The organism is Stenotrophomonas sp. VV52 (genome assembly GCF_002893095.1).
GTDB lineage: Bacteria > Pseudomonadota > Gammaproteobacteria > Xanthomonadales > Xanthomonadaceae > Stenotrophomonas > Stenotrophomonas aracearum.
Map to the genome: position 1 here is coordinate 52,305 of NZ_KZ622864.1, position 21,144 is coordinate 73,448.

Annotated in this window: 12 protein-coding genes; 6 read left to right on the forward strand and 6 right to left on the reverse strand. The window is 67.5% G+C overall.

The genetic code is table 11. The features are described 5' to 3' along the window. Both C2U58_RS00285 and C2U58_RS00290 read right to left on the reverse strand, forming a co-directional pair. A complete protein-coding gene (locus C2U58_RS00285; protein WP_102944055.1) occupies positions 1 to 2,064 on the reverse strand; it encodes a S9 family peptidase in 2,064 nt (687 codons plus the stop codon). 127 nt (positions 2,065 to 2,191) lie between these two features. After that, positions 2,192 to 4,162, reverse strand: a complete 1,971-nt coding sequence (locus tag C2U58_RS00290; RefSeq protein ID WP_102944056.1) for an oligopeptide transporter, OPT family — start codon at positions 4,160 to 4,162, stop codon at positions 2,192 to 2,194. A 206-nt stretch (positions 4,163 to 4,368) separates the two neighbouring features. On the opposite strand from C2U58_RS00290, the gene C2U58_RS00295 reads away from it, so the two are divergent. After that, a complete protein-coding gene (locus C2U58_RS00295; protein ID WP_102944057.1) occupies positions 4,369 to 6,126 on the forward strand; it encodes an oligopeptide:H+ symporter in 1,758 nt (585 codons plus the stop codon). 180 nt (positions 6,127 to 6,306) lie between these two features. Next, positions 6,307 to 8,961 (forward strand): hypothetical protein, encoded by a 2,655-nt coding sequence (locus C2U58_RS00305; RefSeq protein ID WP_172448029.1) that lies wholly within the window; start codon positions 6,307 to 6,309, stop codon positions 8,959 to 8,961. Between the two features lie 62 nt (positions 8,962 to 9,023). Here C2U58_RS00305 and C2U58_RS00310 read toward each other — a convergent pair whose 3' ends face one another. The 3 genes from C2U58_RS00310 to C2U58_RS00320 form a co-directional block, all read right to left on the reverse strand. Beyond that, positions 9,024 to 10,973 (reverse strand): prolyl oligopeptidase family serine peptidase, encoded by a 1,950-nt coding sequence (locus tag C2U58_RS00310; protein ID WP_102944060.1) that lies wholly within the window; start codon positions 10,971 to 10,973, stop codon positions 9,024 to 9,026. A gap of 58 nt (positions 10,974 to 11,031) precedes the next feature. Then, positions 11,032 to 13,017 (reverse strand): prolyl oligopeptidase family serine peptidase, encoded by a 1,986-nt coding sequence (locus C2U58_RS00315; RefSeq protein WP_102944061.1) that lies wholly within the window; start codon positions 13,015 to 13,017, stop codon positions 11,032 to 11,034. Between the two features lie 166 nt (positions 13,018 to 13,183). Continuing rightward, positions 13,184 to 13,819, reverse strand: coding sequence for a LysE family transporter (locus C2U58_RS00320; RefSeq protein WP_102944062.1), 636 nt, complete (start codon positions 13,817 to 13,819; stop codon positions 13,184 to 13,186). Positions 13,820 to 13,949: 130 nt separating this feature from the next. On the opposite strand from C2U58_RS00320, the gene C2U58_RS00325 reads away from it, so the two are divergent. The 4 genes from C2U58_RS00325 to C2U58_RS00340 all read left to right on the forward strand — a co-directional run bounded on the left by C2U58_RS00325 (position 13,950) and on the right by C2U58_RS00340 (position 19,747). Next, entirely contained in the window at positions 13,950 to 14,855 is a 906-nt protein-coding gene (locus C2U58_RS00325) for a LysR family transcriptional regulator ArgP (protein WP_102944063.1), read from the forward strand. A gap of 52 nt (positions 14,856 to 14,907) precedes the next feature. Beyond that, a complete protein-coding gene (locus C2U58_RS00330; RefSeq protein ID WP_102944064.1) occupies positions 14,908 to 15,495 on the forward strand; it encodes a hypothetical protein in 588 nt (195 codons plus the stop codon). A 154-nt stretch (positions 15,496 to 15,649) separates the two neighbouring features. Then, a complete protein-coding gene (gene mqo / locus C2U58_RS00335) occupies positions 15,650 to 17,386 on the forward strand; it encodes a malate dehydrogenase (quinone) (protein ID WP_102944065.1) in 1,737 nt (578 codons plus the stop codon). 168 nt (positions 17,387 to 17,554) lie between these two features. After that, positions 17,555 to 19,747, forward strand: coding sequence for a TonB-dependent siderophore receptor (locus tag C2U58_RS00340; protein WP_102944066.1), 2,193 nt, complete (start codon positions 17,555 to 17,557; stop codon positions 19,745 to 19,747). A 36-nt stretch (positions 19,748 to 19,783) separates the two neighbouring features. Here the strand turns inward: C2U58_RS00340 and C2U58_RS00345 are convergent, their stop codons facing one another. Beyond that, on the reverse strand, positions 19,784 to 21,010 hold the full coding sequence (locus C2U58_RS00345) for an MFS transporter (RefSeq protein ID WP_102944067.1): 1,227 nt from the start codon (positions 21,008 to 21,010) through the stop codon (positions 19,784 to 19,786). Between the last annotated feature and the right edge of the window lie 134 nt (positions 21,011 to 21,144).

Genomic DNA, 21,144 nt, shown 5'->3' on the forward strand with positions numbered 1-21,144 from the left:
TCAGTTGCCGATGTGCTGCTTCAACCAGCCGTTCACCGTGTCATGCCACTGCACGCTGTTCTGCGGCTTCAGCACCCAGTGGTTCTCGTCCGGGAAGTACAGGAACTTCGACTCGATGCCCTGGCGCTGCGCGGCGGTGAACGCACCCAGGCCCTGTTCGACCGGAATGCGGAAGTCGAGCTGGCCGTGGATGATCAGGATCGGCTTCTTCCAGTCGGCCACGTGGTTGACCGGGTTGAAGCGCTCGTAGTTTTCCGGCTTGGCGAACGGCGTACCGCCCTGCTCCCACTCGGTGAACCACAGCTCTTCGGTCGCGTAGCCCATCATGCGCTGGTCGAACACGCCGTCATGGTTGACCAGGCACTTCCACGGCTCGTTCCAGTTGCCGGCGATCCAGTTGACCATGAAGCCGCCGTAGCTCGCGCCCAGCGCACAGGCCTTGTCGCCGTTGAGGAACGGGTATTGCTTCTGCGCGGCTGCCCAGCCCTTCTGCAGGTCTTCCAGCGGGCGGTCGCCCCAGTGCTGGCTGATCGCATCCGTGAAGGCCTGGCCATAACCGGTGGACCCGTGGAAATCGATCATCACCACGGCGTAGCCCTGGCCCGCGTAGGTCTGCGGGTTCCAGCGGTAGCTCCAGCCATTGCCGAAGCTGCCCTGCGGGCCACCGTGGATCAGGAACGCCACCGGGTAGCTCTTGCCTTCCTGGTAGTTGTAGGGCTTGACCACGTAACCGTGCACGGTTTCGTTGTTCCAGCCCTTGAACTGGAACTGCTCGTAGTCGCCGAAGGCCACGTCCGGCAGCATCTGGCCGGCACTCGGGGTGATCTCGCGCGGGCTGCTGCCGTCGACGCCGGCCACCACGATCTGGTCGCCGCTCTTGAGGCTGTTCTTCGTATACGCCAGCGTACCGCCAGCGATCACCGGCGAACCGATGCTGCCGCCCTCGGCCACCACGGTCGCCTTGCCGGTCGCGATGTCGATGTTGAACAGACGGTGTTCGCCGAGGTCATCGGCCGCGGTGTAGAAGCTCTTGCCATCTTCGGACAGCACCACTTCGCCGGCCGAACGGTCCCAGCCCGGTGCGATTTCGCGGGTCTTGCCCGAGGCCAGGTCCATCGCCACCACGCCGAAGCGGTCGGCTTCGAAGCCCGGGCGCTTCATGGCGCGGTAGTACAGGGTGTTGCCGTCGGTGCTGAACACCGGGCCGGCGTCCCAGGCGGGGTTGGCGGCGGTCAGGTTGACCGGCGCCTGCTTGCCCTCGGCGTCCAGGCGGTACAGGTCGAAGTTGGTCGACCAGGCCTCTTCGCGGCCGGCCACGCGGATGCTGGCCACCACGCTCTTGCCGTCCGGCGCCCAGGTGAAATCGTCATTGCCGCCGAACGGCTTGGACGGCGCATCGCCGGCCAGGGTGGCGCTGATCGCCGAAGCGCCCTTCACTGCGGCCGCCTTGCCGGTCGGCAGCGGGGCCACGAACAGGGTGTTGCGGCGGCCGTCGTTCCAGGTGTCCCAATGCCGCACGAACAGGCTGTCGAACACCTCGCCGGTGTTCTTGCGCGCCTTGTGTGCGTCGAGCTTCTTGCTGGTGCAGGCCAGGTCCGAGCCGCAGTCCTGGAACACGCCGGCGCTGAACGCCACGCGGTCGCCCTGCGGCGAGATCTGGTAGCTGTCCACGTCCACCGCGAAGTCGGTCAGCTGGCGCGGGGCGCCGCCGGCCAGCGGCATCGCGTACAGCTGCTGGCTGCCGCCCTTGGCGCTGAGGAAGTACACGGTCTGGCCGTCGGCCGAGAGCGCGGCCGAATTGACGTTCCAGCCGGCCGGGGTGAGCGGCTTCGGCGGCGCGGCGTCGCGGGTACGCAGGTTGCGGATGAACAGGCCGGTGCTCGCCTTGCTGTCGCTGCCGAGCACGCGCTTGGCGAACACCACGTTGCCGCCATCGGCGGTCAGCAGCGGGGCCGAAACCCGATCCAGCGCGATCATGTCGCGCACATCCAGGCCACGCGTGGCAGCCAGCGACGGCAGCGCGGTCAGCAGGCACAACGGCAACAGGGCGTAACGAAGCTTCATCGGGTTCTCCGCGGAACGGCAAAACGCCGATGGTAATGGCGCAAATACCCCTCGCGCAAAGGCCACACGTCATGGGTAAAACAAACCCCGCCGGAGCGGGGTTTGTCGGGTTCAATCAGCGGCCGGATCAGACCGAATGGGCTTTCTTGCCGGTCCGGTAGATCAGCCAGCCCACCAGGAACAGCACGGCCAGGCCGATCCACTGCGCGGCCGGCAGGCTGAACGGCACCGCCAGCACGTCGGCGCGGCCACTGGCCACGATCGGGATCGCAATGGCGATGCCCATCAGCGCCTCACCGGTGATCAGGCCGGCGGCGAACAGCACGCCCGGCTTGTGCACGCGGTCGCGGCCTTCTTCATCGTCGGCACGCACCTTGTGGAAGCGCTCGACCAGGTAGGAGATCAGGCCGCCCAGGAAGATCGGCACCATCAGTTCCAGCGGCAGGTAGATACCGATGGCCGCGGCCAGCACCGGCACGCGGAAGCGCGAACCGCGCGCCTTCAGCCAGCTGTCGAAGGCGATGATGGCCGCACCGATGCCCGCACCGATGGCGATGAAGTCCCACGGCAGCTGGCCGCCGAACAGGCCCTTGGCCACCGAGGCCATCAGGTTGGCCTGCGGGGCCGCCAGCGCGTTGGGATGCTCGGCGGTCGGCGCACCGATGCCGTAGGCGGTGGCCAGCAGGTTCAGCACCGGGGCCATGATCAGCGCGCACGAGAACGCGCCGATGCCCAGCATCAGCTGCTGCTTCCACGGGGTGGCACCGACGATGTAGCCGGCCTTGAGGTCCTGCAGGTTGTCGCCACCCACTGCTGCGGCGCAGCACACCACCGCGCCGATCATGATCGCCGCCACCGCGCCCAGCGGGGCACCGCCGATGCCGACCGGGGTCAGGCCGCTCTTGCCCAGCAGCACCACCAGCACCGCCGAGGCGAACAGGATGGTGGAGATGGTGATGCCCGAGACCGGGTTGTTGGACGAGCCGATCAGGCCGGCCAGGTAGGCCGAGACCGAGACGAACAGGAAGCCGGCCACGATCATGATGATGGTCATCGGGATCGAGACGTGCCACTGGCCGACGATGGCCTGGTACAGCGCCAGCAGCGGCAGGGTGAACACCACCAGCGCCACCAGCATCCACTTCATCGGCAGGTCGCGCTCGGTGTGCGCCACGACCGGGCCACCGCTCTTGCGCGCCGCGGCGAAACCGCTCTTGACGCCATTGAGCAGCGACTTGCGCAGCGAGATCAGGGTCCAGATACCGCCGATCAGCATCGCGCCCACGCCCAGGTAGCGCATCTTCGCGCTCCAGATGGCGAACGCCGCGTCGGTGGACGAGGCGGTGGCGATCGATGCGGCCAGGCCGGGATCGGTGTCGAGGAAGAACGCCTGGTACAGCGGAATGGCGATGTGCCAGGTCAGGATCGAGCCGGACACCACCACGATGCCGACATTCAGGCCGACGATGTAGCCCACGCCGAGCAGCGCCGGCGACAGGTTGGTGCCGATGAACGCGGTCACCTTGGAGCTGCCCACGTAGGCCGAGGTCGCCCAGGCGTCCGGGATCAGCCGCATGCCGCTGGCGGCCGCCACCTTCACCACCGCACCGATCACCGCCGACAGGCCGAGGATCTTCAGGCCCGGGCCCGGGTTTTCACCGGCCTTGAGCACTTCGGCCGCGGCCTTGCCTTCCGGGAACGGCAGCGGGTCTTCGACGATCATCGAACGCCGCAGCGGCACCGAGAACAGCACGCCGAGCAGGCCACCCAGCCCGGCGATGCCGAGCACCCACCAGTACTTGAAGTCCGGCCAGTAGCCCATGATGACCAGCGCCGGGATCGTGAAGATCACGCCGGCAGCGATCGATGAACCGGCCGAGGCGCCGGTCTGCACGATGTTGTTCTCCAGGATCGTGCCGCCGCCGAGCAGGCGCAGCACCCCCATCGAAATCACCGCCGCCGGGATCGCGGTGGCGATGGTCAGGCCGGCGAACAGACCCAGGTAGGCGTTGGCCGCCGACAGGATCACCGCCAGCACGATGGCCAGCACCACCGCGCGGAGCGTGAGCTGTTTGGGCGCAGCGTCGTTGTTGTTCATGGATGCCCCTGTTGGCAAAAAATCCTGTCAAACCTAGCGTTCAAGCCAAAACAAGGCAACCCGTGCCGAATGGCATGCCCGATCCGCCGTGATCGGCAAGGTCGGTCGCCGGGACGGGCAAGGCGACTTGTAATGTTATATCACTGGCGTGGCTGCGCGCGGTCCGAACGGTGATAATCGCGCCCTGTTTTGTCGCCTTCGGCCCGATGACCACCACTGCCCAGCCTGCTTCCGACGATTTCCTCGGTCACCCGAAAGGCGTCTACGTCTGCTTCTTCACCGAAATGTGGGAGCGCTTCTCCTTCTACGGCATGAAGGCGCTGCTGCTGCTGTACCTGACCAAGTACCACCTGTTCGGCGACAAGGCCGGGCTTGACCTGCTCGGCGCCTACGGCGGCCTGGTCTACTGCATTCCGGTGTTCGGCGGCCTGCTCGCCGACCGTTGGCTGGGCATGCGCAAGGCCGTGGTGTTCGGTGGCGTGCTGCTGGTGCTGGGCCACCTGGGCATGGCCTTCGAAGGCCACGCCGCCACGCGCATCAACGGCGAAGTGGTACGCGACAACGCCGCGCTCGGCGTGACCTACCTGTCGCTGGCGCTGATCATCATGGGCGTCGGCTTCCTCAAGCCGAACATCTCCACCATCGTCGGCAAGCTCTACCCCGAAAACGACCCGCGCCGCGATTCCGGCTTCTCGCTGTTCTACGCCGGCATCAACCTGGGCGCCCTGTTCGCCTCGCTGGTGTGCGGCTTCCTCGGCGAGGCCTATGGCTGGAAGTACGGTTTCGGCGCTGCCGGCATCGGCATGGTGGTCGGCCTGGTGATGTTCCTGTGGGGCCAGAAGTACCTGCAGGGCCACGCCGAACCCACCGACCCGGTGGCGCTGCGCCAGCCGGTGTTCGGCCTGCGCCGCGAATGGCTGATCTACGTTGCCGCCGTGCTCGGCGTGGTGCCGGTGGCCGCCCTGATGTGGGCGGCGGCCAACGGCGCCTTCGCCCTCGGTGGCGAAATCAGCCTGGCGCTGATGCTGATGATCGTCGTGCTCGGCGCGGTGCTGGTCTGGTTCGCCTGGTTCACCGGCACCCGCTGCACCCCGGTGCAGCGCCAGCAGATGATCGCGCTGATGGCCCTGATCTTCATGGCGCTGGTGTTCTTCACCCTGTACGAACAGACCTACGGTTCCTGGGTGACCTTCACCGACCGCATGCTGACCAAGGACCTGGTGCCCGCACTGGTGATCCAGGGCGGCACGCCGCTGCCGTGGTCGATCGCCTCGCTGCTGCTGGCCCCGCTTGGCTTCGTGGTGGCCGCACGCCTGTCCGAGCGCAACCCCGGCTCGACCGCGCCGCGCAACCTGTTCATCGCCATCGTCGCGTTGATGCTGGTGATGCTGATCCGCGACTGCCTGGTGATCCCGCAGACCGCCGGTTCGCTGACCTACCTGGGCGGCCTGTTCCTGGTGGTGCTGGCACCGCTGTTCGCCGCCCTCTGGGCGTGGCTGGACAAGCGTCGGCTGGATCCCTCCAAGCCGGTCAAGTCGTCGCTGGGCTTGGTGTTCGGTGCGCTGTCCTTCATTCCGCTGGCACTGGCCGCGCAGCAGGTCGGCGCGACCGGGCAGATGGCCAGTGTGTGGTGGCTGGTGCTGGCCTACCTGGTGCTGGAGATCGGCGAGATGTGCCTGTCCCCGGTCGGCCTGTCGGCGGTCACCCAGCTGGCCGCACCGCGCGTGGTGAGCCTGATGATGGGCACCTGGTTCCTGGCCACCGCGTTCTCCGAAACGCTGGCCGCGCTGTTCGGCAAGCTCGCCGCGATCGAGGTGCCCGAAGGCGAAACCATGAACATCGCCAGCGCCGCCGCCAGCTACGAGCACCTGTTCTGGCTGCTGATGTGGATCGGACTGGGCTGCGCCGCCGTGGCACTGGCGGGGTCGCCGTTGTTGAAGCGGATGATGCACGGGGTGAAGTGACACGGGTGTTGCACCCCTGCACATAAACACTTCTTAACACCATCCGACCCAGTCACACTTTGCGGGCGTTGAAACAAGTTGTAGATACAGCCACACCGCGGCTGACCACCATGGCGTTCCTACGTGCAGACCTGCCCGACGCAGCTGCACGTTTTCCCCGATGCGTCCATGGAGTTTCCAATGTCACCCGCTGTTCCTGCCCGTCGGCCGTTGGCCGTCTTTGTCGCACTTGCCCTGTGCAGTTCCCTTGCCGCGCCCGCCTACGCCGACGACGACGTCGACTGCGAGCGCACGCCCGACCACCTGCAGTGCGATGACAGCGGCGACAGTGACGGCGAGTCGCGCGGCATGAGCGCCTGGTTGCTGGGTGGCGTGGCCCTGGCCGGCGGCGCTGCTGCGGCAGCCGGTGGTGGTGGTGGCGGCGGTAGCGGTAGCGACGGTGGCAGCGGCGGTGGCGGTGGCGGCCTGCCGCCCGGCAGCGAAGGCGGCCAGTACGGTGGCAACCAGCACCTGGCGGCGCCCGGCAGCGACGTCACCTGGGACCGTAACGTGGAAACCCGCGTGGTCGGCAACGCACGCAATGAAGGCACCCTGCACATCAGCGCTGGCACCCTGGCGGTGCGCAACGACGGCGAGCTGCGCAACACCGGCACCCTGCGCATCGGCCAGGCCGCACGCCTGCTGCTGGAGAACGACGGCGAGCTGGACAATTACGGGCGGTTGGAACTGCAGGGGCAGCTGCACCTGCAGCGCGACGGCAGCCTGGAAAACCACGGCACCCTGGTCGCGCAGGGCGCCAGCATCCGCATCGACGGCGATTCGGATATCGAGAACCTGGGCAGCATGGAGCTGCGCGACACCGTGGTGACCCTGAGCGGTGAAAGCGAGTTCGACAACGGCGAACGCCGCCGCAATGCCAGCCTGCTGGTCGATGGCGGCGGCTTCGCGCTGGGCGGCATGGCCGAGTTCGACAACCATGGCACCGTTACCGCGCGCGGCACGCTCAACCAGGGCGCGCTGGTACATGCGGTGACCGCGCGGGTGGGCAATGAGCGCGATCCGATCGAAGCCTTCGACAACCATGGCCAGATCACGCTGGACGGCAACGCGCGCGTGCTGACCCTGGTCGCCGACAGCCACGCCAGCAGCGGCGTCAACCGCGTCGGTGGACGCATCACCAGCAACGCACGCAACCAGTCGGCGATGCATGCCGAAGGCAGCCACGCCACCCTGCTCAACCAGGGCACCCTGACCGTCACCGGCGACGGCGCGGTGGCGATGTCCGGCGCGCGCGGCGCCACGCTGATCAACGACGGCGTGATCAACCTGGGCGTGGCCGGCGGCCAGAATGGCCAGAACATGGTGGCGATGCAGTCCGACGGCTCGGCCGCCCTCAACAACCGCCGCGGCGGGGTGATCAACATCCACGCCGACAACTCGCACGCGTTCCGCATGGGCGCGAACGGCGGCGGCCGCCTGATCAACAACGGCCAGGTCAACGTGTTCGGCGCCGGCAGCGGTGTCCACGCCGACCTGCCCACCCAGGACGCCGACCGCCCTGCCCCGGACCTGGGCTGGCAGGCGCCGCGCGGGATCAGCGGCTACACCGTTGGCACCAATGCCGACGGCAGCGCTGGGCAGATGGTGCTGCATGAAGGCGGCGAACTGTCCGACGTGCACGTGGATACCGGCTTCACCCGCGGCACCGACGCCTCGCAGGTCCGACTGGAAAAGGTGTTCGTGGGCGCCGACGGCGGCGAGCAGAACATCAGCAGCGCCACCGTGGTCTGGCAGGCCCAGGCCGAGCGCGACGCCGCCGGCAACGTCGACGTGGTGATGACCCGCAACGACTACCGCGATCTGGCCGATGCCGGTGGCCACGGCATTGCCGCCGCGCTGGAAGCAGGCTACGCCAACAATGCGCTGTACCACAGCCTGGAAGTGGCCAGCGGCGCCGAGTTCAACCACGCGCTCAACCAGCTCTCTGGTGCCGGCCTGGCCATGGCCGGCATGCGCCTGACCGCCAACGGCGATGCGTTCTGGTCGAGCCTGGCCCGCGCCACGCCGTCCAGCGGTTACCGCATGCTGGCGTTCGGTCCGGGTTCGGCCACCGCCTCCGGCGTGCAGGGCGTGGGCACCGGCATGCAGATGGCGATGTCGCTGGGCGGTGGCCGGCAGCTGCAGCTGAGCACCGGCCTGCTCGGCTCGGACTTCTCCACCGACGGCGGCCAGACCCGTTCGCAGTCGCGCTTTGCCGGTATCGGCATGGCGCAGTCGCTGGGTGCGTTCACCCTCCAGCACACGCTCGGCAACGAATGGCACCAGACCGACGGCCAGCGCCAGTTGCACTGGGGCAGCACGCGCATGAGCGCGCACAGCCAACGTGCCCTGTCGCGCGTGCGGCTGGGCAGCACGCTCAGCACCGAGGTGGCGGCGGCCGGCCTGCATTGGCAGCCGCGGCTTGGCGCTTCGGCCTGGCATGCGCGCGAAGGCGCGTTCCATGAGGTGGGTGCCGATGCCCTGGGCCTGTCTGTGGGTGCCGGCACCCGCAGCGGCATGCAGCTGGAACTGGGCAGCTCGGTGACCGGCCGCCTGGGCAACGGCTGGACGCTGCGTGGCGATGCTGCCCTGTTTGGCTCCATGGCGCATCGCGCCAGCGCGCGCAGTGCCACCCTGCACGGCGCCGGCGACCACGCCTTCGTGGTACCGGGCCAGGCCCCCACGGGCATGGACTACCGGATGATGCTGGGGGCCGACTACCGCTACCGCCGCGCCAACCTGGGCGGCGCGGTCATGGCCGAGCGCCTGCTCGGGGTCCGCGATGTGCAGGCGTAGATGCAGCTGCAGATGGCGTTCTGATCGCCATCACATAACGTGGATAACGCCCGCGCCACCGGTCACGGTTGCGCGGGCGTTGCCGTTGTCGCGGTTTCCCCGCCCAGGCTGCGCGACAGGAACGCGAGCAGTTTCGTGTAGTACTCGCGACGATGCTCCATGGTGTAGAAGCCGTGCCCTTCGGTCTTGAAGTAAAGGCTTTCCACGGGGCTGCCGGCACGCTGCAGCGCCGCTTCCATCTTCTTCGTGTGCTGGATCGGCGCGCGTTTGTCTTCACCGCCCGCGGCCAGGAACACCGGCACCCGCACCTGGTCGGCCAGGTTGACCGGTGAACGTGCCGCCAAGCCCTCGACCGGTCCCAGCCAGTTGCGCAGGTAGTTCATACCCGACTTCTGGTTCTGGATGTCGCCGCGCTCGAACATCATCGGCAGATCGTAGACACCCACGTACCCTGCCGCGCACTGGTACAGCCCCGGTTCGCGCACCGTACCCATCATCGCCGCATACGCTCCATAGCTGCCCCCGTAGATGCAGATGCGCTTCTCATCGGCAATGCCTTCGGCGATGGCCCAGCGGGTGGCGTCGGTGACGTCGTCCTGCATGCGCAGCCCCCACTGCAGCCGTCCCGCCTGGGCATGCGCACGCCCGTAGTTGGACGAGCCGCGGAAGTTGATCTGCAGCACTGCGTATCCTGCCGCGGCCAGCAGCTGGTTCTCGCTCTGGTAGTCGCCGGCATCGAACACGTCGATAGGGCCGCCATGCGGCACCACCACCATCGGCAACCTGCTGGCCTGCCTGCCTTTGGGGACGGTCAGGAACCCATGCAGCTTCAGCCCATCGCGCGCGGTCAGTGCCACCGGGCGCACCTCCGCACTGCTGGACGGATCGATCCAGCCGCTCCTGCCGGCAAGCAGCGCGGCGGTGCGGTTGACCGTGTCGTAGCGGTAGAAGTCGCCCGGATTGCGGCCCGACCAGGCATACACCAGCAGGGTGCGCCCATCGCGGGTGCTGGACGTCACATACACCGGGTTGTGCAGGGCGGCCTGCAGGGTGCGGTACAGACGCGCGGTGCTGGAGGTGTCGTCGAAGAAGCGCGCGCGCGGTATGTCGCCGTAGTACAGCGCCCCCACCGGCACGCGGGTGCCGGGTTGGTAGATCACCAGGCCCGGGTCCACGGTGTCGTCGCGGAGCAGCTGCCGGCGCTCGTTGCTCTGCGGGTTCCAGCTGACGATGGCATCGGGCCCTTCGGGCTGTTCCACCTGCAGATAGGCCAGGCTGCCGTCCGCGCTGAACCCCAGCGCACGCTCCGCATGGTGGCTGACCGACACGTCGTTGACCAGCACCCAGTCCTCGCCGCGCTGGGCGCGGTAGTACAGCTTGCCTACGTTGTCCGCGCCGGCACCGAGTGCGAAGCGCACCTCGCCGGTGCTGTCGGTGGTGAACTCGGCACGCTGGACGGGCGACCGCGCCACCACCAGCCGGCGCCCGGTCACCGCATCCATGCGCTCGATGCGGGTAAAGGGATTGTCGGCGAAGGGCCACACCGCGATCAGCACGTTGCGGTCGTCGTCGGCCAGCTCGTCGGTCAGGAATGCAGCCACCTGGCTTTCATTCAAGCCGCCCACCCGATAGCCGACCAGCAGGTCGCTGCCCCTGCCGTCGGCGTTGATGCCGTACAGCTCGCCGGTCGGCTGCGGCCGGTCGAGCCGACCGGCCTTCTGTGCCAGGCCGATCACCAGACGCTGATCGCTCACCCAGTCGAAGGTGTCGGCGTGGCTGTATCGCGGCGGCCGGAACGAGCCCACCAGGCTCATGTCAGTGCTGCGCATGATCGCCACGGCGGTGGCGTCCTCCAGCGGTATGGTCGCCGCGATGTAAGTGCCGTCCGGGGAAATCTTGAGCGTGCCGAACGCGTCCTCGCGCAGGAACCGGTCCAGGTCGACCGCACCGGCACTGGCCGACAGCAGTGCAGCGCCTGTGCCCAGCAGCGCGGCCATGAATGTCATGCGCATCCATCCCCTCCTGGTGCGGCACCCGCAGGTGCCGCCTGTCCATCGTCGTGGTGTCCGCTCAGGGCGACGCCGGCGCTGCTCCGGCGGTCTTGCCGCCCAGGCTGTGCGACAGGAACGCCAGCAGCTTGCCGTAGTACTCGCGACGGTGCGGGTCGGTGTAGAAGCCGTGGCCTTCGGTGTCGTAGTAGAGCGACTCCACCGGCACCCCCGCCTTCTTCAGCGCCGTCTCCATGCGCTTGGTGTGCTGGATCGGGGCACGCTCGTCTTCGCCGCCTGCGGCCAGGAACACCGGGACCTTGATGCGATCGGCGAGGTTCACCGGCGACACCGCGGCCACCTCGGCGGCGCTGCCCAGCCATTCCTTCAGGTAGGTGCTGCCCGAACCGCTGCGCTGGATATCGCCCGTGGTATGCATCATCGGCAGGTCGTAGACCCCGACGTAGCCGGCCGCGCAGCGGTACAGCCCCGGTTCGCGCGCGGCGCCCATCAGCGCGGCATAGGCACCGTAGCTGGCGCCGTAGATGCAGATGCGCGACGCGTCGGCGTGGCCCTGGGCAATCGCCCAGCGGGTGGCGTCGGTGACGTCGTCCTGCATGGTGCCGCCCCACTGCTGCGCGCCCGCCTGCCGGTAGGCGCGGCCAAAGTTGCCCGAACCGCGGAAGTTGACCTGCAGGACGGCGTAGCCGGCATCGGCCAGCATCTGCGCTTCGCTGTTGTAACTGCCGTCGTCGAACACGCCGAACGGGCCACCGTGCGGCACCACCACCATCGGCGGCTTGGCCGTGCCCGAGGCGGTGGGCGCGGTCAGATAGCCGTGCAGTTCCATGCCGTCGCGGGCCTTGAACGCGAACGGCGTGACCTTGGCACTGCGCGCCGCATCGACCCAGCCGCTGCGGCTGATCAGGTGCTCGGCCGACTTGGCGACGGTGTCGAAGATGTAGAAATCGCCGGGATTGCCGCCCGACCAGGTCTGCACCAGCACCAGCCGACCGTCGCGGGTGCTGGAGGTGATCAACACCCCTTCGCCGGCAAAGGCGGCTTCCAGGCTGCGGTACAGGCGGGCGTCGGCCGACGCGTCGTCGAAGAAACGGGTGCGCGGCTTGTCGCCCATGTACAGCGCACCGACCGGCACGCGGGTGCCCGGGCGGTACAGCAGCTGCTGGGGGTCGACCACCGGGTCACGCAGCAGGGTGGCGCGCTTCCCGGTTGCCGGGTCCCAGCTTACGATCGCGTCGGGACCGTCGGCCTGCTGGACCTGCAGATACGCGGTCTGGCCATCTTCGGAGAAGCCAAGCGCGGTTTCGATCCGCTTGGACACGGCTTCGTCGTTGACCAGCTTCCAGTCTTCGCCGGTCACGCCGCGGTAGTACAGCTTGTTGATGTTGTCGCTGCCAGCACCGTGCGCGAAGCGGATCTGCCCGCTCGGGTCGCTGACGAAATCGGCATTGCGCACCGGCGAGCGCGCCACGGTCTGGCGGCGCCCGCTGGTCACGTCCAGGCGGTCGACACGCGTGTACGGATCGCTGGAGAACGGCCACACCGTGACCAGCACGTTGCGTTCTTCCTGCGGCATCGAGTCGATCAGGAACGCGGCCACTGCCTCGACCTTCTTCGGCTGGATGCGCGTGCCCGGCCCGGCGCCCTCGACCCGGTAGCCGACCAGCAGGTCGCCGCGGCCGCTCCTGGCGCTCAGGGAATACAGTTCACCGGTGGGTTGCGGCTTGTCGAGCGAGCCGAATTTCTCGGCCAGGCCGATCAGCACGCGGTCGTCGGACACCCAGTAGAAACTGCTGGCGTGGTTGTTCTTCGGCGGCATGAAGGAGCCGACCACCTTGCCGGCCTCCCGGTCCAGGATGGCCACGCCGGTGCGGTCCTCCATCGGGATGGTGGCGGCGTAGTACTGGCCACTCGGCGACAGCTTGATGTCGTTGAAGGTATCGCGCTTGAGGTAATGGTCCAGGTTCACCTCGGCGGCGGCCGCCTGCCCGACCGAACCACACAACGCAGCCAGGACGGCCAGCGCCGCCCACTTCGAGTACTTCATCCTTCCCCCTTCGGTCCGGACACCTTGTCCGTGATGGCGGAGTGTAGACAGATCGCCCCGCGCCAGACCAGTACCGTCATCCGGTTTCTGGAACGGCCCTGAAAAGAAAATGGCACCGCGAGCGGTGCCATTTAGACGTGCATTGACGGAGAGAGAGAGAGAGAGATCAATGCACGCCGCGGAACGCCAGGCTCAGGGCCAGGATGGAGAGGATCACGGCGATGGTGCCGTCCAGGATCCGCCAGGTTTTCGGCTGGGTGAACAACGGCGCCAGCATGCGCGCGCCCAGTCCCTGTGCGGTCAGCCACAGGCAGCTGGCGGTGACCACGCCGGCGGCGAAGGCCATGCGCGCATTGCCGAAGTTGTCGGCGATCGAGCCGATCACCATCATGTCCAGCCAGAAATGCGGGTTGATCAGCGAGAAGCCGACCGCAGCGGTCAGCACCGCGCGGCGCGAGCTGTTGTCGCTGTCGTCCACCTGCATGCCGCCGGTGCCGGCCAGCGCGCGACGCGCCGACTGCCACGCGTACCAGGCCAGGAAGGTGACGCCACCCCACAGCACCACGGTGGTCAGCCACGGCAGCGCGCGGGTCAGCGTGCTCAGGCCGGCCACGCTGGCGAAGATGAAGATCGCATCGATCGCCGCGCAGGTCGCCACGACCGGAACGATGTGCTTGCGCAGGATGCCCTGGCGCAGGATGAAGGCGCTCTGCGCGCCGACCACGGCGAACAGGCCGATGCCGGCGGCGGCGCCACTGAACCACGCGGCCAGACCGGGGCCGCCGGAAATGAAGGAGAACATGGTTGCCACCTGTAGTGCGGGGGGCGGTGCCTCGCCAAGGCGTACAGCACCGGATGGCGCGTATTGTCGCGCCGCAACATGAAAAAGTAGAGCTAAACTTACTTAACCATCTTTAGCGGAACTTAAGACGATGCGCATCGACCATGCCCAGCTCCGCGCCCTGGCGGCGGTGATCCGCGAAGGCAGCTTCGACCGTGCCGCGCAGTCCCTCAACGTCACCGCCTCTGCCGTCTCGCAGCGGGTCAAGGCGCTGGAGGACCGGGTCGGCCGGCTGCTGGTCAAGCGCGCTTCGCCGGCGGTGGCGACCCCGGAAGGCCAGGTACTGGTGCAGCTGGCCGAGCAGACCGCACTGCTGGAACACGACGCACTGCATCGGATGGGCATCGCCGACGAGGACCTGCCGCACGCCAGTATTCCCGTGGCGGTCAATCACGACAGTCTGGAAACGTGGTTCACCGACGCTGCGCTGCGCTTCGCCGAGCAGACCGGCACCACCCTGGACCTGCGCCTGGAAGACCAGGACCACACCGTGGCGCTGCTGCGACAGGGCGCCGTGCTGGGCGCGGTGACCACGCTGGACGAACCGGTACAGGGGTGCCAGATCCACCCGTTGGGCAGCATCCGCTATGCCGCGACCTGCACCCCGGCGTTCCATGAGGAGTACTTCGCCAAGGGGGTGAACGCCCAGTCGCTGGCCCAGGCGCCGGTGCTGGTGTTCAACCGCAAGGACGATCTGCAGGCGCGTTTTGCCCGCCGCCTGGCCGGCGAGGAGCTGCCGATGACCGCGCCGACCTGGTGGATTCCTTCCACCCGCGCCTTCGTGCAGGCCAACCTGGGCGGGCTGGGCTGGACCATGAACCCACTGCCGCTGGTCAAGCGCCACCTGGAAGCCGGGCGGCTGGTGCTGATGAAACCGCGCGCCTGGGAAGACGTGCCGCTGTACTGGCAGCACTGGAAGGGCGACGTACAGACCATGGCGCTGCTGACCAGGGCAGTGCTGTCAGCGTCGGCAACCCTGGTGCGGAAGCGGCGTTGACGCGGATGGACCTCCGATCTGGCACGATCGGGCCAACGTGCTGGGGGTGGCAATGGAATCGGATCCGGTCTACCTGCATCTCCGGGTGGTGCTCAGCATCATCCTCGGCCTGAGCATCACCACGCTGGTAAAGGGCCTGGCCTCGATCATCGAGCACCCGGCCCGGCGCGGTGGCTGGTCGGGCATCCACCTGTGCTGGGTGCTGTGGACGCTGGTGTCGGTGGTGACGTTCTGGTGGTGGGAATTCCGCCTGGCCAGCGTGCGCGAGTGGACCTTCGGCCTGTACCTGTTCGTGATCGGCTACTGCGCCAGCTGGTACATGCTGTGCGTGCTGCTGTTCCCGGACGACCTGCGCGAGTACGGCAGCTACGAGCAGTACCTGCTGCAGCGGCGCGCCGGCTTTTTCGGCATGCTGGCGCTGGTGACCCTGCTCGACCTGGGCGATACCGCGATCAAGGGCCACAGCCGCTGGCAGATGCTGGGCGAGGCCTATCCGGTGCACACCGGGATCATGCTGTTGATCGCAGGACTGGGCATTGCAAGCCGATCACGACATTGGCACCTGGGTCTCGCGATCTTCGCCCTGCTCTACCAGACCGGCTACTTCCTCGCTGAATACTTCACGATGGGAATCGACTGACCGGGCCTGGCACAGCGACCGGATGCTGCGTTGCACCAAATTCGTACCGGAACGGGCTAAAATCGACGTCTGGATGCGTTCAAGTGCTTGTTTCTTCACGCTTCGACTCGGAAGCGTCGGCATCCTGCCCCTCTCCCCAATGAAGAGAATTCCCATGACGAAATCGTCTGGAACGCCTTCGGACGGCGCCCCGCCGCGTTCCGAAGGTCGCAGGAAATTCGCGAAGCTCGTCCTCGCCCTGTTTGCCCTGCTGCTGATCGCCGCCGCGGTCTTCCTGTACTGGCCGCTGACCCAGCGCTCGGTTCCGGCCGCCGGCAACGACAAGCCGGTGGACGTAGTCCTGGTCGGCGGCGGCATCATGAGCATCACCCTGGCCACCTTCCTGCAGGAACTGCAGCCGGACTGGAACATCCAGGTGTTCGAGCGCCTCGATGGCGTTGCCCTGGAAAGTTCGGACGGCTGGAACAATGCCGGCACCGGGCACTCGGCCTTCGCCGAACTCAACTACACCCCGGAACTGCCCGATGGCAGCATCGAGACCAAGCGCGCGGTCGGCATTGCCGAGCAGTTCGAGATCTCGCGCCAGTTCTGGTCGCACCAGGTGAAGGAAGGCCGCCTGAGCCAGCCTTCGGACTTCATCAACGCCACGCCGCACATGAGCTTCGTGTGGGGCGATGACAACATCGCCTACCTGCACAAGCGCCAGCAGGCGCTGGTGAAGAACCCGCTGTTCTACGGCATGCAGTACTCCGAAGACCCCGCGCAGATCAAGGCATGGGCCCCGCTGCTGATGGAAGGCCGCGACCCGAACCAGAAGGTCGCCGCAACCTGGATGCCGCTGGGTACCGACGTCAACTTCGGCGTCATCACCCGCCAGCTCACCGCGGGCCTGCAGCGCAATCCGAACTTCAGCCTGTACCTGGAGCATGAAGTGCGGGCGCTGCGCCAGAACGACGACAAGACCTGGAACGTGACGGTCAAGGACCTCAACGCCGGAACCGAGTCCACCCTCAAGTCGCGGTTTGTGTTCATCGGCGCCGGCGGTGCCGCGCTCAAGCTGCTGCAGCTCTCGGGCATTCCCGAATCGAAGAACTATGCCGGCTTCCCGGTGGGTGGCCAGTTCCTCGCCTTCCAGTCGCCGGAGATCGCCGGCCGCCACAGCGTCAAGGCCTACGGCATGGCCGAAACCGGTTCGCCGCCGATGTCGGTGCCGCACCTGGACGCACGCAAGCTCGACGGCAAGCCGGTGGTCCTGTTCGGCCCGTTCGCGCTGTACAGCACCAAGTTCCTCAAGCACGGCTCGTGGTTCGACCTGTATTCCTCGGTCAACCACAACAACGTGGCCGGCATGCTCGACGTGGGCATGGAAAACCTTGACCTGGTGAAGTACCTGATGGGCCAGGCGCGCCTGAACGACGACGACCGCCAGGCCGAGCTGGTCAAGTACTTCCCCAATGCCAAACGCGAAGACTGGAAGCTGGTCACCGCCGGCCAGCGCGTGCAGATCATCAAGCGCGATCCCGAAAAGGGCGCGGTGCTGCAGTTCGGCACCGAGATCGTCACCGACCAGAACCACACCCTGGCCGCCCTGCTCGGCGCCTCGCCGGGCGCGTCGACCTCGCCGCCGATCATGCTCGACCTGCTCAGGAAGGCCTTCCCCGCGCAGATGGCCGCCGGCTGGGAAGCCCGCCTGCGCGAGATCGTGCCGTCCTACGGGCGCAAGCTCAACGACAGCGCTGCGCTGACCAACGAGATCCGCCGCCAGACCAGCGACACCCTGCGCCTGCCGTTCCTGGACGTGCCGGAGGGCACCAGCCCGGCGGTGATGCTGACCCCGCCGGCGCCGGTGACGGAAAAGCGCAACGCCAATGAGGAGTTGCAGGCGTTGTGAGCCCGGGCAGCGGGGCAGAGCCCCGCTCTACGGTCACCGACGTTTGGAGAGCCGGCCCCTGTGGCCGGTTTTCTTTTGCCTGTCCACTTCGTTAAATTATTGTAATTCGAATGAGAACGATTTACATTTGCGTCCCGTTGTGCACCCCCGCTGCCACTGAGACCGCAAATGTCCTTCCGTTCCCTCCCCTCCCGTTCCGTCCGTCGCGCCCCGCTGGGCCTCGCTGTCCTGGCCGTGCTGTCGCTGGCTTCGCCGCTCGCCCTGGCCGAGACCGCTGATGCCGCTGGCGATGCCAAGACCCTGGACAAGGTGAACGTGGTCAGCACCCAGCGTGCGCCCTCCAGCACTACCCGCCTGCCGATCAGCCTGCAGGAGACCCCGCAGTCCTCCACCGTGCTCGGCCTGCAGCGGATCCAGGACGAAGCGTTGTTCAGCATCAACGACGTGCTGCGCAACGTCACCGGCGTCAGCGTGTCCTTCTACGACACCCAGCGCCCGCTGTACTACGCGCGTGGCTTTGCCATCACCGACTTCCAGGTCGACGGCATCCCCACCTACAGCGGCTCGACCAACCAGGAATACGACACCGCCTTCTATGACCGCATCGAGGTCATCCGCGGCGCCAACGGCCTGCTCAGCGGCGCCGGCATTCCCTCGGCCACGGTCAACCTGCTGCGCAAGCGCCCGGGCAAGGATTTCGACGCGTCCTTCGCGGTCAGCGCCGGCAGCTGGGACTTCCGCCGCATGGAAGCCGACGTCAACGCACCGCTGACCGCCGACGGCCGCTTCCGCAGCCGCGTGGTCGCCGCCTACACCGACCGCGGGCTGTATTACGACCGCTATGACGAAAACAAGATGGCCGGCATGGCCGTGCTCGAAGGCGACCTCACCGACAGCACCACCGTCACCGTCGGCTACCAGACCCAGGACAACAACCCGTACGGCTCCACCTGGGGCACCGTGCCGTTCTTCGACAGCCAGGGCAACTTCGCCCACCTCCCGCGCGAAACCAACCTGTCGCCGAAGTGGAGCTACTGGAAGCGCGAAACCAGCACCGCCTTCGCCAACCTCGAACAGCGGTTCGGCGAGAACTGGCTGCTGAAGATCAACACCGCCTACACCCGCGGCAACGTGCAGAACGTGCGCCTGTACGGCACCGGCAACCCGAACCCGGACACCGGCGCCGGCATCTTCCTGCGCGCCGCCGCCGGCGACTCCGAAGACACCCGCCGCAACGTCGACGCCTACCTCAGCGGCACCTTCCCGCTGTTCGGCCGCGAGCACGACCTCACCGTCGGCGCGCAGTGGTCCGACCTCGAAGGCACCACCAACACCATCGCACTGCGCTACCCGACCGACTGGGCCCGCTGCGGCACCGAACGCTGCTACTACATTCCCAACGTGTACACCTGGGACGGCGACATTTCCGAAGTCACCTACAGCCGCACTGGCGCCCGTCGCGTCGCCCACACCACCCAGAGCGGCTTCTACCTTGCCACCCGCCTGCGCCTGGCCGATCCGCTCTCGCTGATCGCCGGTGCGCGCCTGAGCCGTTGGGAAACCCTGACCCGTGCGTACAACGCCGCCGGTGCGTACACCGCCACCAGCGGCGCCTACAAGGTCAGCGACGAAGTCACCCCGTACGTCGGCCTGGTGTACGACATCAACCCCAACGTCTCGGTCTACGGCAGCTACACCGAGATCTTCAACCCGCAGAACTACAAGGACCGCAACGAGAACCTGCTGGCCCCCGTGCAGGGTTCCAACCTGGAAGCCGGCCTGAAGACCCAGTGGTTCGACGGCCGCCTGACCGCCAATGCCGCGGTGTTCGAAGCCAAGCAGGACAACTACGCGGTGCGCGACATGAGCGTGCCGGACGGCAGCCTCAGCGATGGCAGCTCGGCCTACATCGGCGTGAACGGCACCAAGGCGCGCGGCTGGGAAATGGACATCAACGGCGAAGTGATGCCGGGCTGGACGGTCAATGCCGGTTTCACCCACGTCAAGGTGACCCGCGCCGCCACCGACATGCTGTACGCGAATCCGCCGGAAGACCTGCTGCAGCTCAACACCAGCGTGCGCCTGCCCGGCGTGCTGGACAAGCTGACCGTGGGCGGTGGGTTCTCCTGGCAGAGCGAGGTGGAGGGCTACAACATCCCCTATCCGCTGGGTGGCACGCGCACGGTGAAGCAGCCGGCCTACATGCTGGTGAACCTGCACGCGAACTACGCGATCAATGACAGCTGGACCGCGTCGCTCAACGTGCGCAATGCGCTGGACAAGACCTACTGGGCGAACCTGGACTACAACAACTACGGTGAGCCGCGGTTTGTGTCGGCCAGCCTGCGCTGGAAGTTCTGACCATCCAGCACGCGTAGAGCGGGGCTCTGCCCGGCGTCAGGTCGGCCGGGTTTCGCGCAGCCCCCACATCACCGGCAACACCAGCAACGCCACCGCGGCGATCATCGCGCCCGGTGCTGCGGCCCAACCGGTGTGGCGCACCAGCAGTTCGGCGATCAGCGGCGTGGCGCCGCCGAAGAAGGCGGTGGCCATGGTCACACCGAGGGCCAGGCCGCTGAGCCGGCCTTCACCGGGAAACTGCTCGGCGGTAGCTGGTGCAGCCACGGCGCTGACGCCGCCGGCGAGGCACGCCAGCACCACGGCGGCCAGGCCGATCTGCACGGCCGTACCGCTGGCCATCACACCGAACATGGTCAACGGCAACAGGGCCGACAGCAGCGCCAAGCCGATCAGCACCGGTCGGCGCCCTACCCGGTCCGACAGCGCGCCGGCCATCGGCGTCACCAGGATCACCGCAACCGCCGCGCCGGTCGACAACCACAGCGCCTGCGATTCACCGATGTCGCTGGCCGAGCCGAGGAACGCGGGCACGTAGGTGATGCCCACGTAGTAGGTGATCGAGCCCAGCGCGGAAATGGCGAAGGTGCGGGCAACCGCCCCACGGTGGAAGCGCCAGGTATCGCGGATCGGCGAGGTCGGCACGGTGCCGGCCGCCACCTGGCGTTCGAACTCGGGCGACTCGTGCATGGTCGAGCGCGCCAGCAGGATGCCGCCGGCCAAGGCGGCACCGACGAAGAAGGGAATGCGCCAGCCCCAACCATCCAGCTGCGCGGTGCTGAGCACGGCGACGGTCAGCGCTGACAGTGCCACCGCGAGCAGCGCCCCGACCTCACTCGCGGCCGAGGCCAGCGAGGTGACCAGCCCGCGCCTGCGCAGCGGTGCCGATTCCAGCAGGTAGGCGACCACGCCGGTGTATTCGCCGCCCACCGAGAACGCCATGACACAGCGCAGCAGCAGCAACAGCACGCCTGCGGTGGTACCGATGCTGTCGAAGGTGGGCAGCAGGGCGGTGGCCAGCATCGCCACGGTCATCAATGCCATCGAGGCGAGCAGCATGTAGCGCCGCCCGAAGCGGTCGCCGAGGTGGCCGAAACAGAGTGCGCCCAGCGGACGCATCAGGTAGGACACCGCAAACCCGGCCAAGGTCGCCAGCAGCGCATTCTCGCCCCCGCCGAAGAACACCCGCGACAGCACCGTCGCCAGGTAAAGGTAGAGGGTGAAGTCGTACCATTCCACCACGGTGGAAAGGCCGGCCACGATCATCGAGCGGGTCGGTGTCGCGGCGGTAGCAGCTGCGTGGGGCGCTGTTGCGCTCGAGCGCGCGGCGGAGGCTTGGCTGGTCATGGGGCCGCAGCCTACGCCATCCGGCCTCCACGCCGTGTCGTCACGGCGTCACC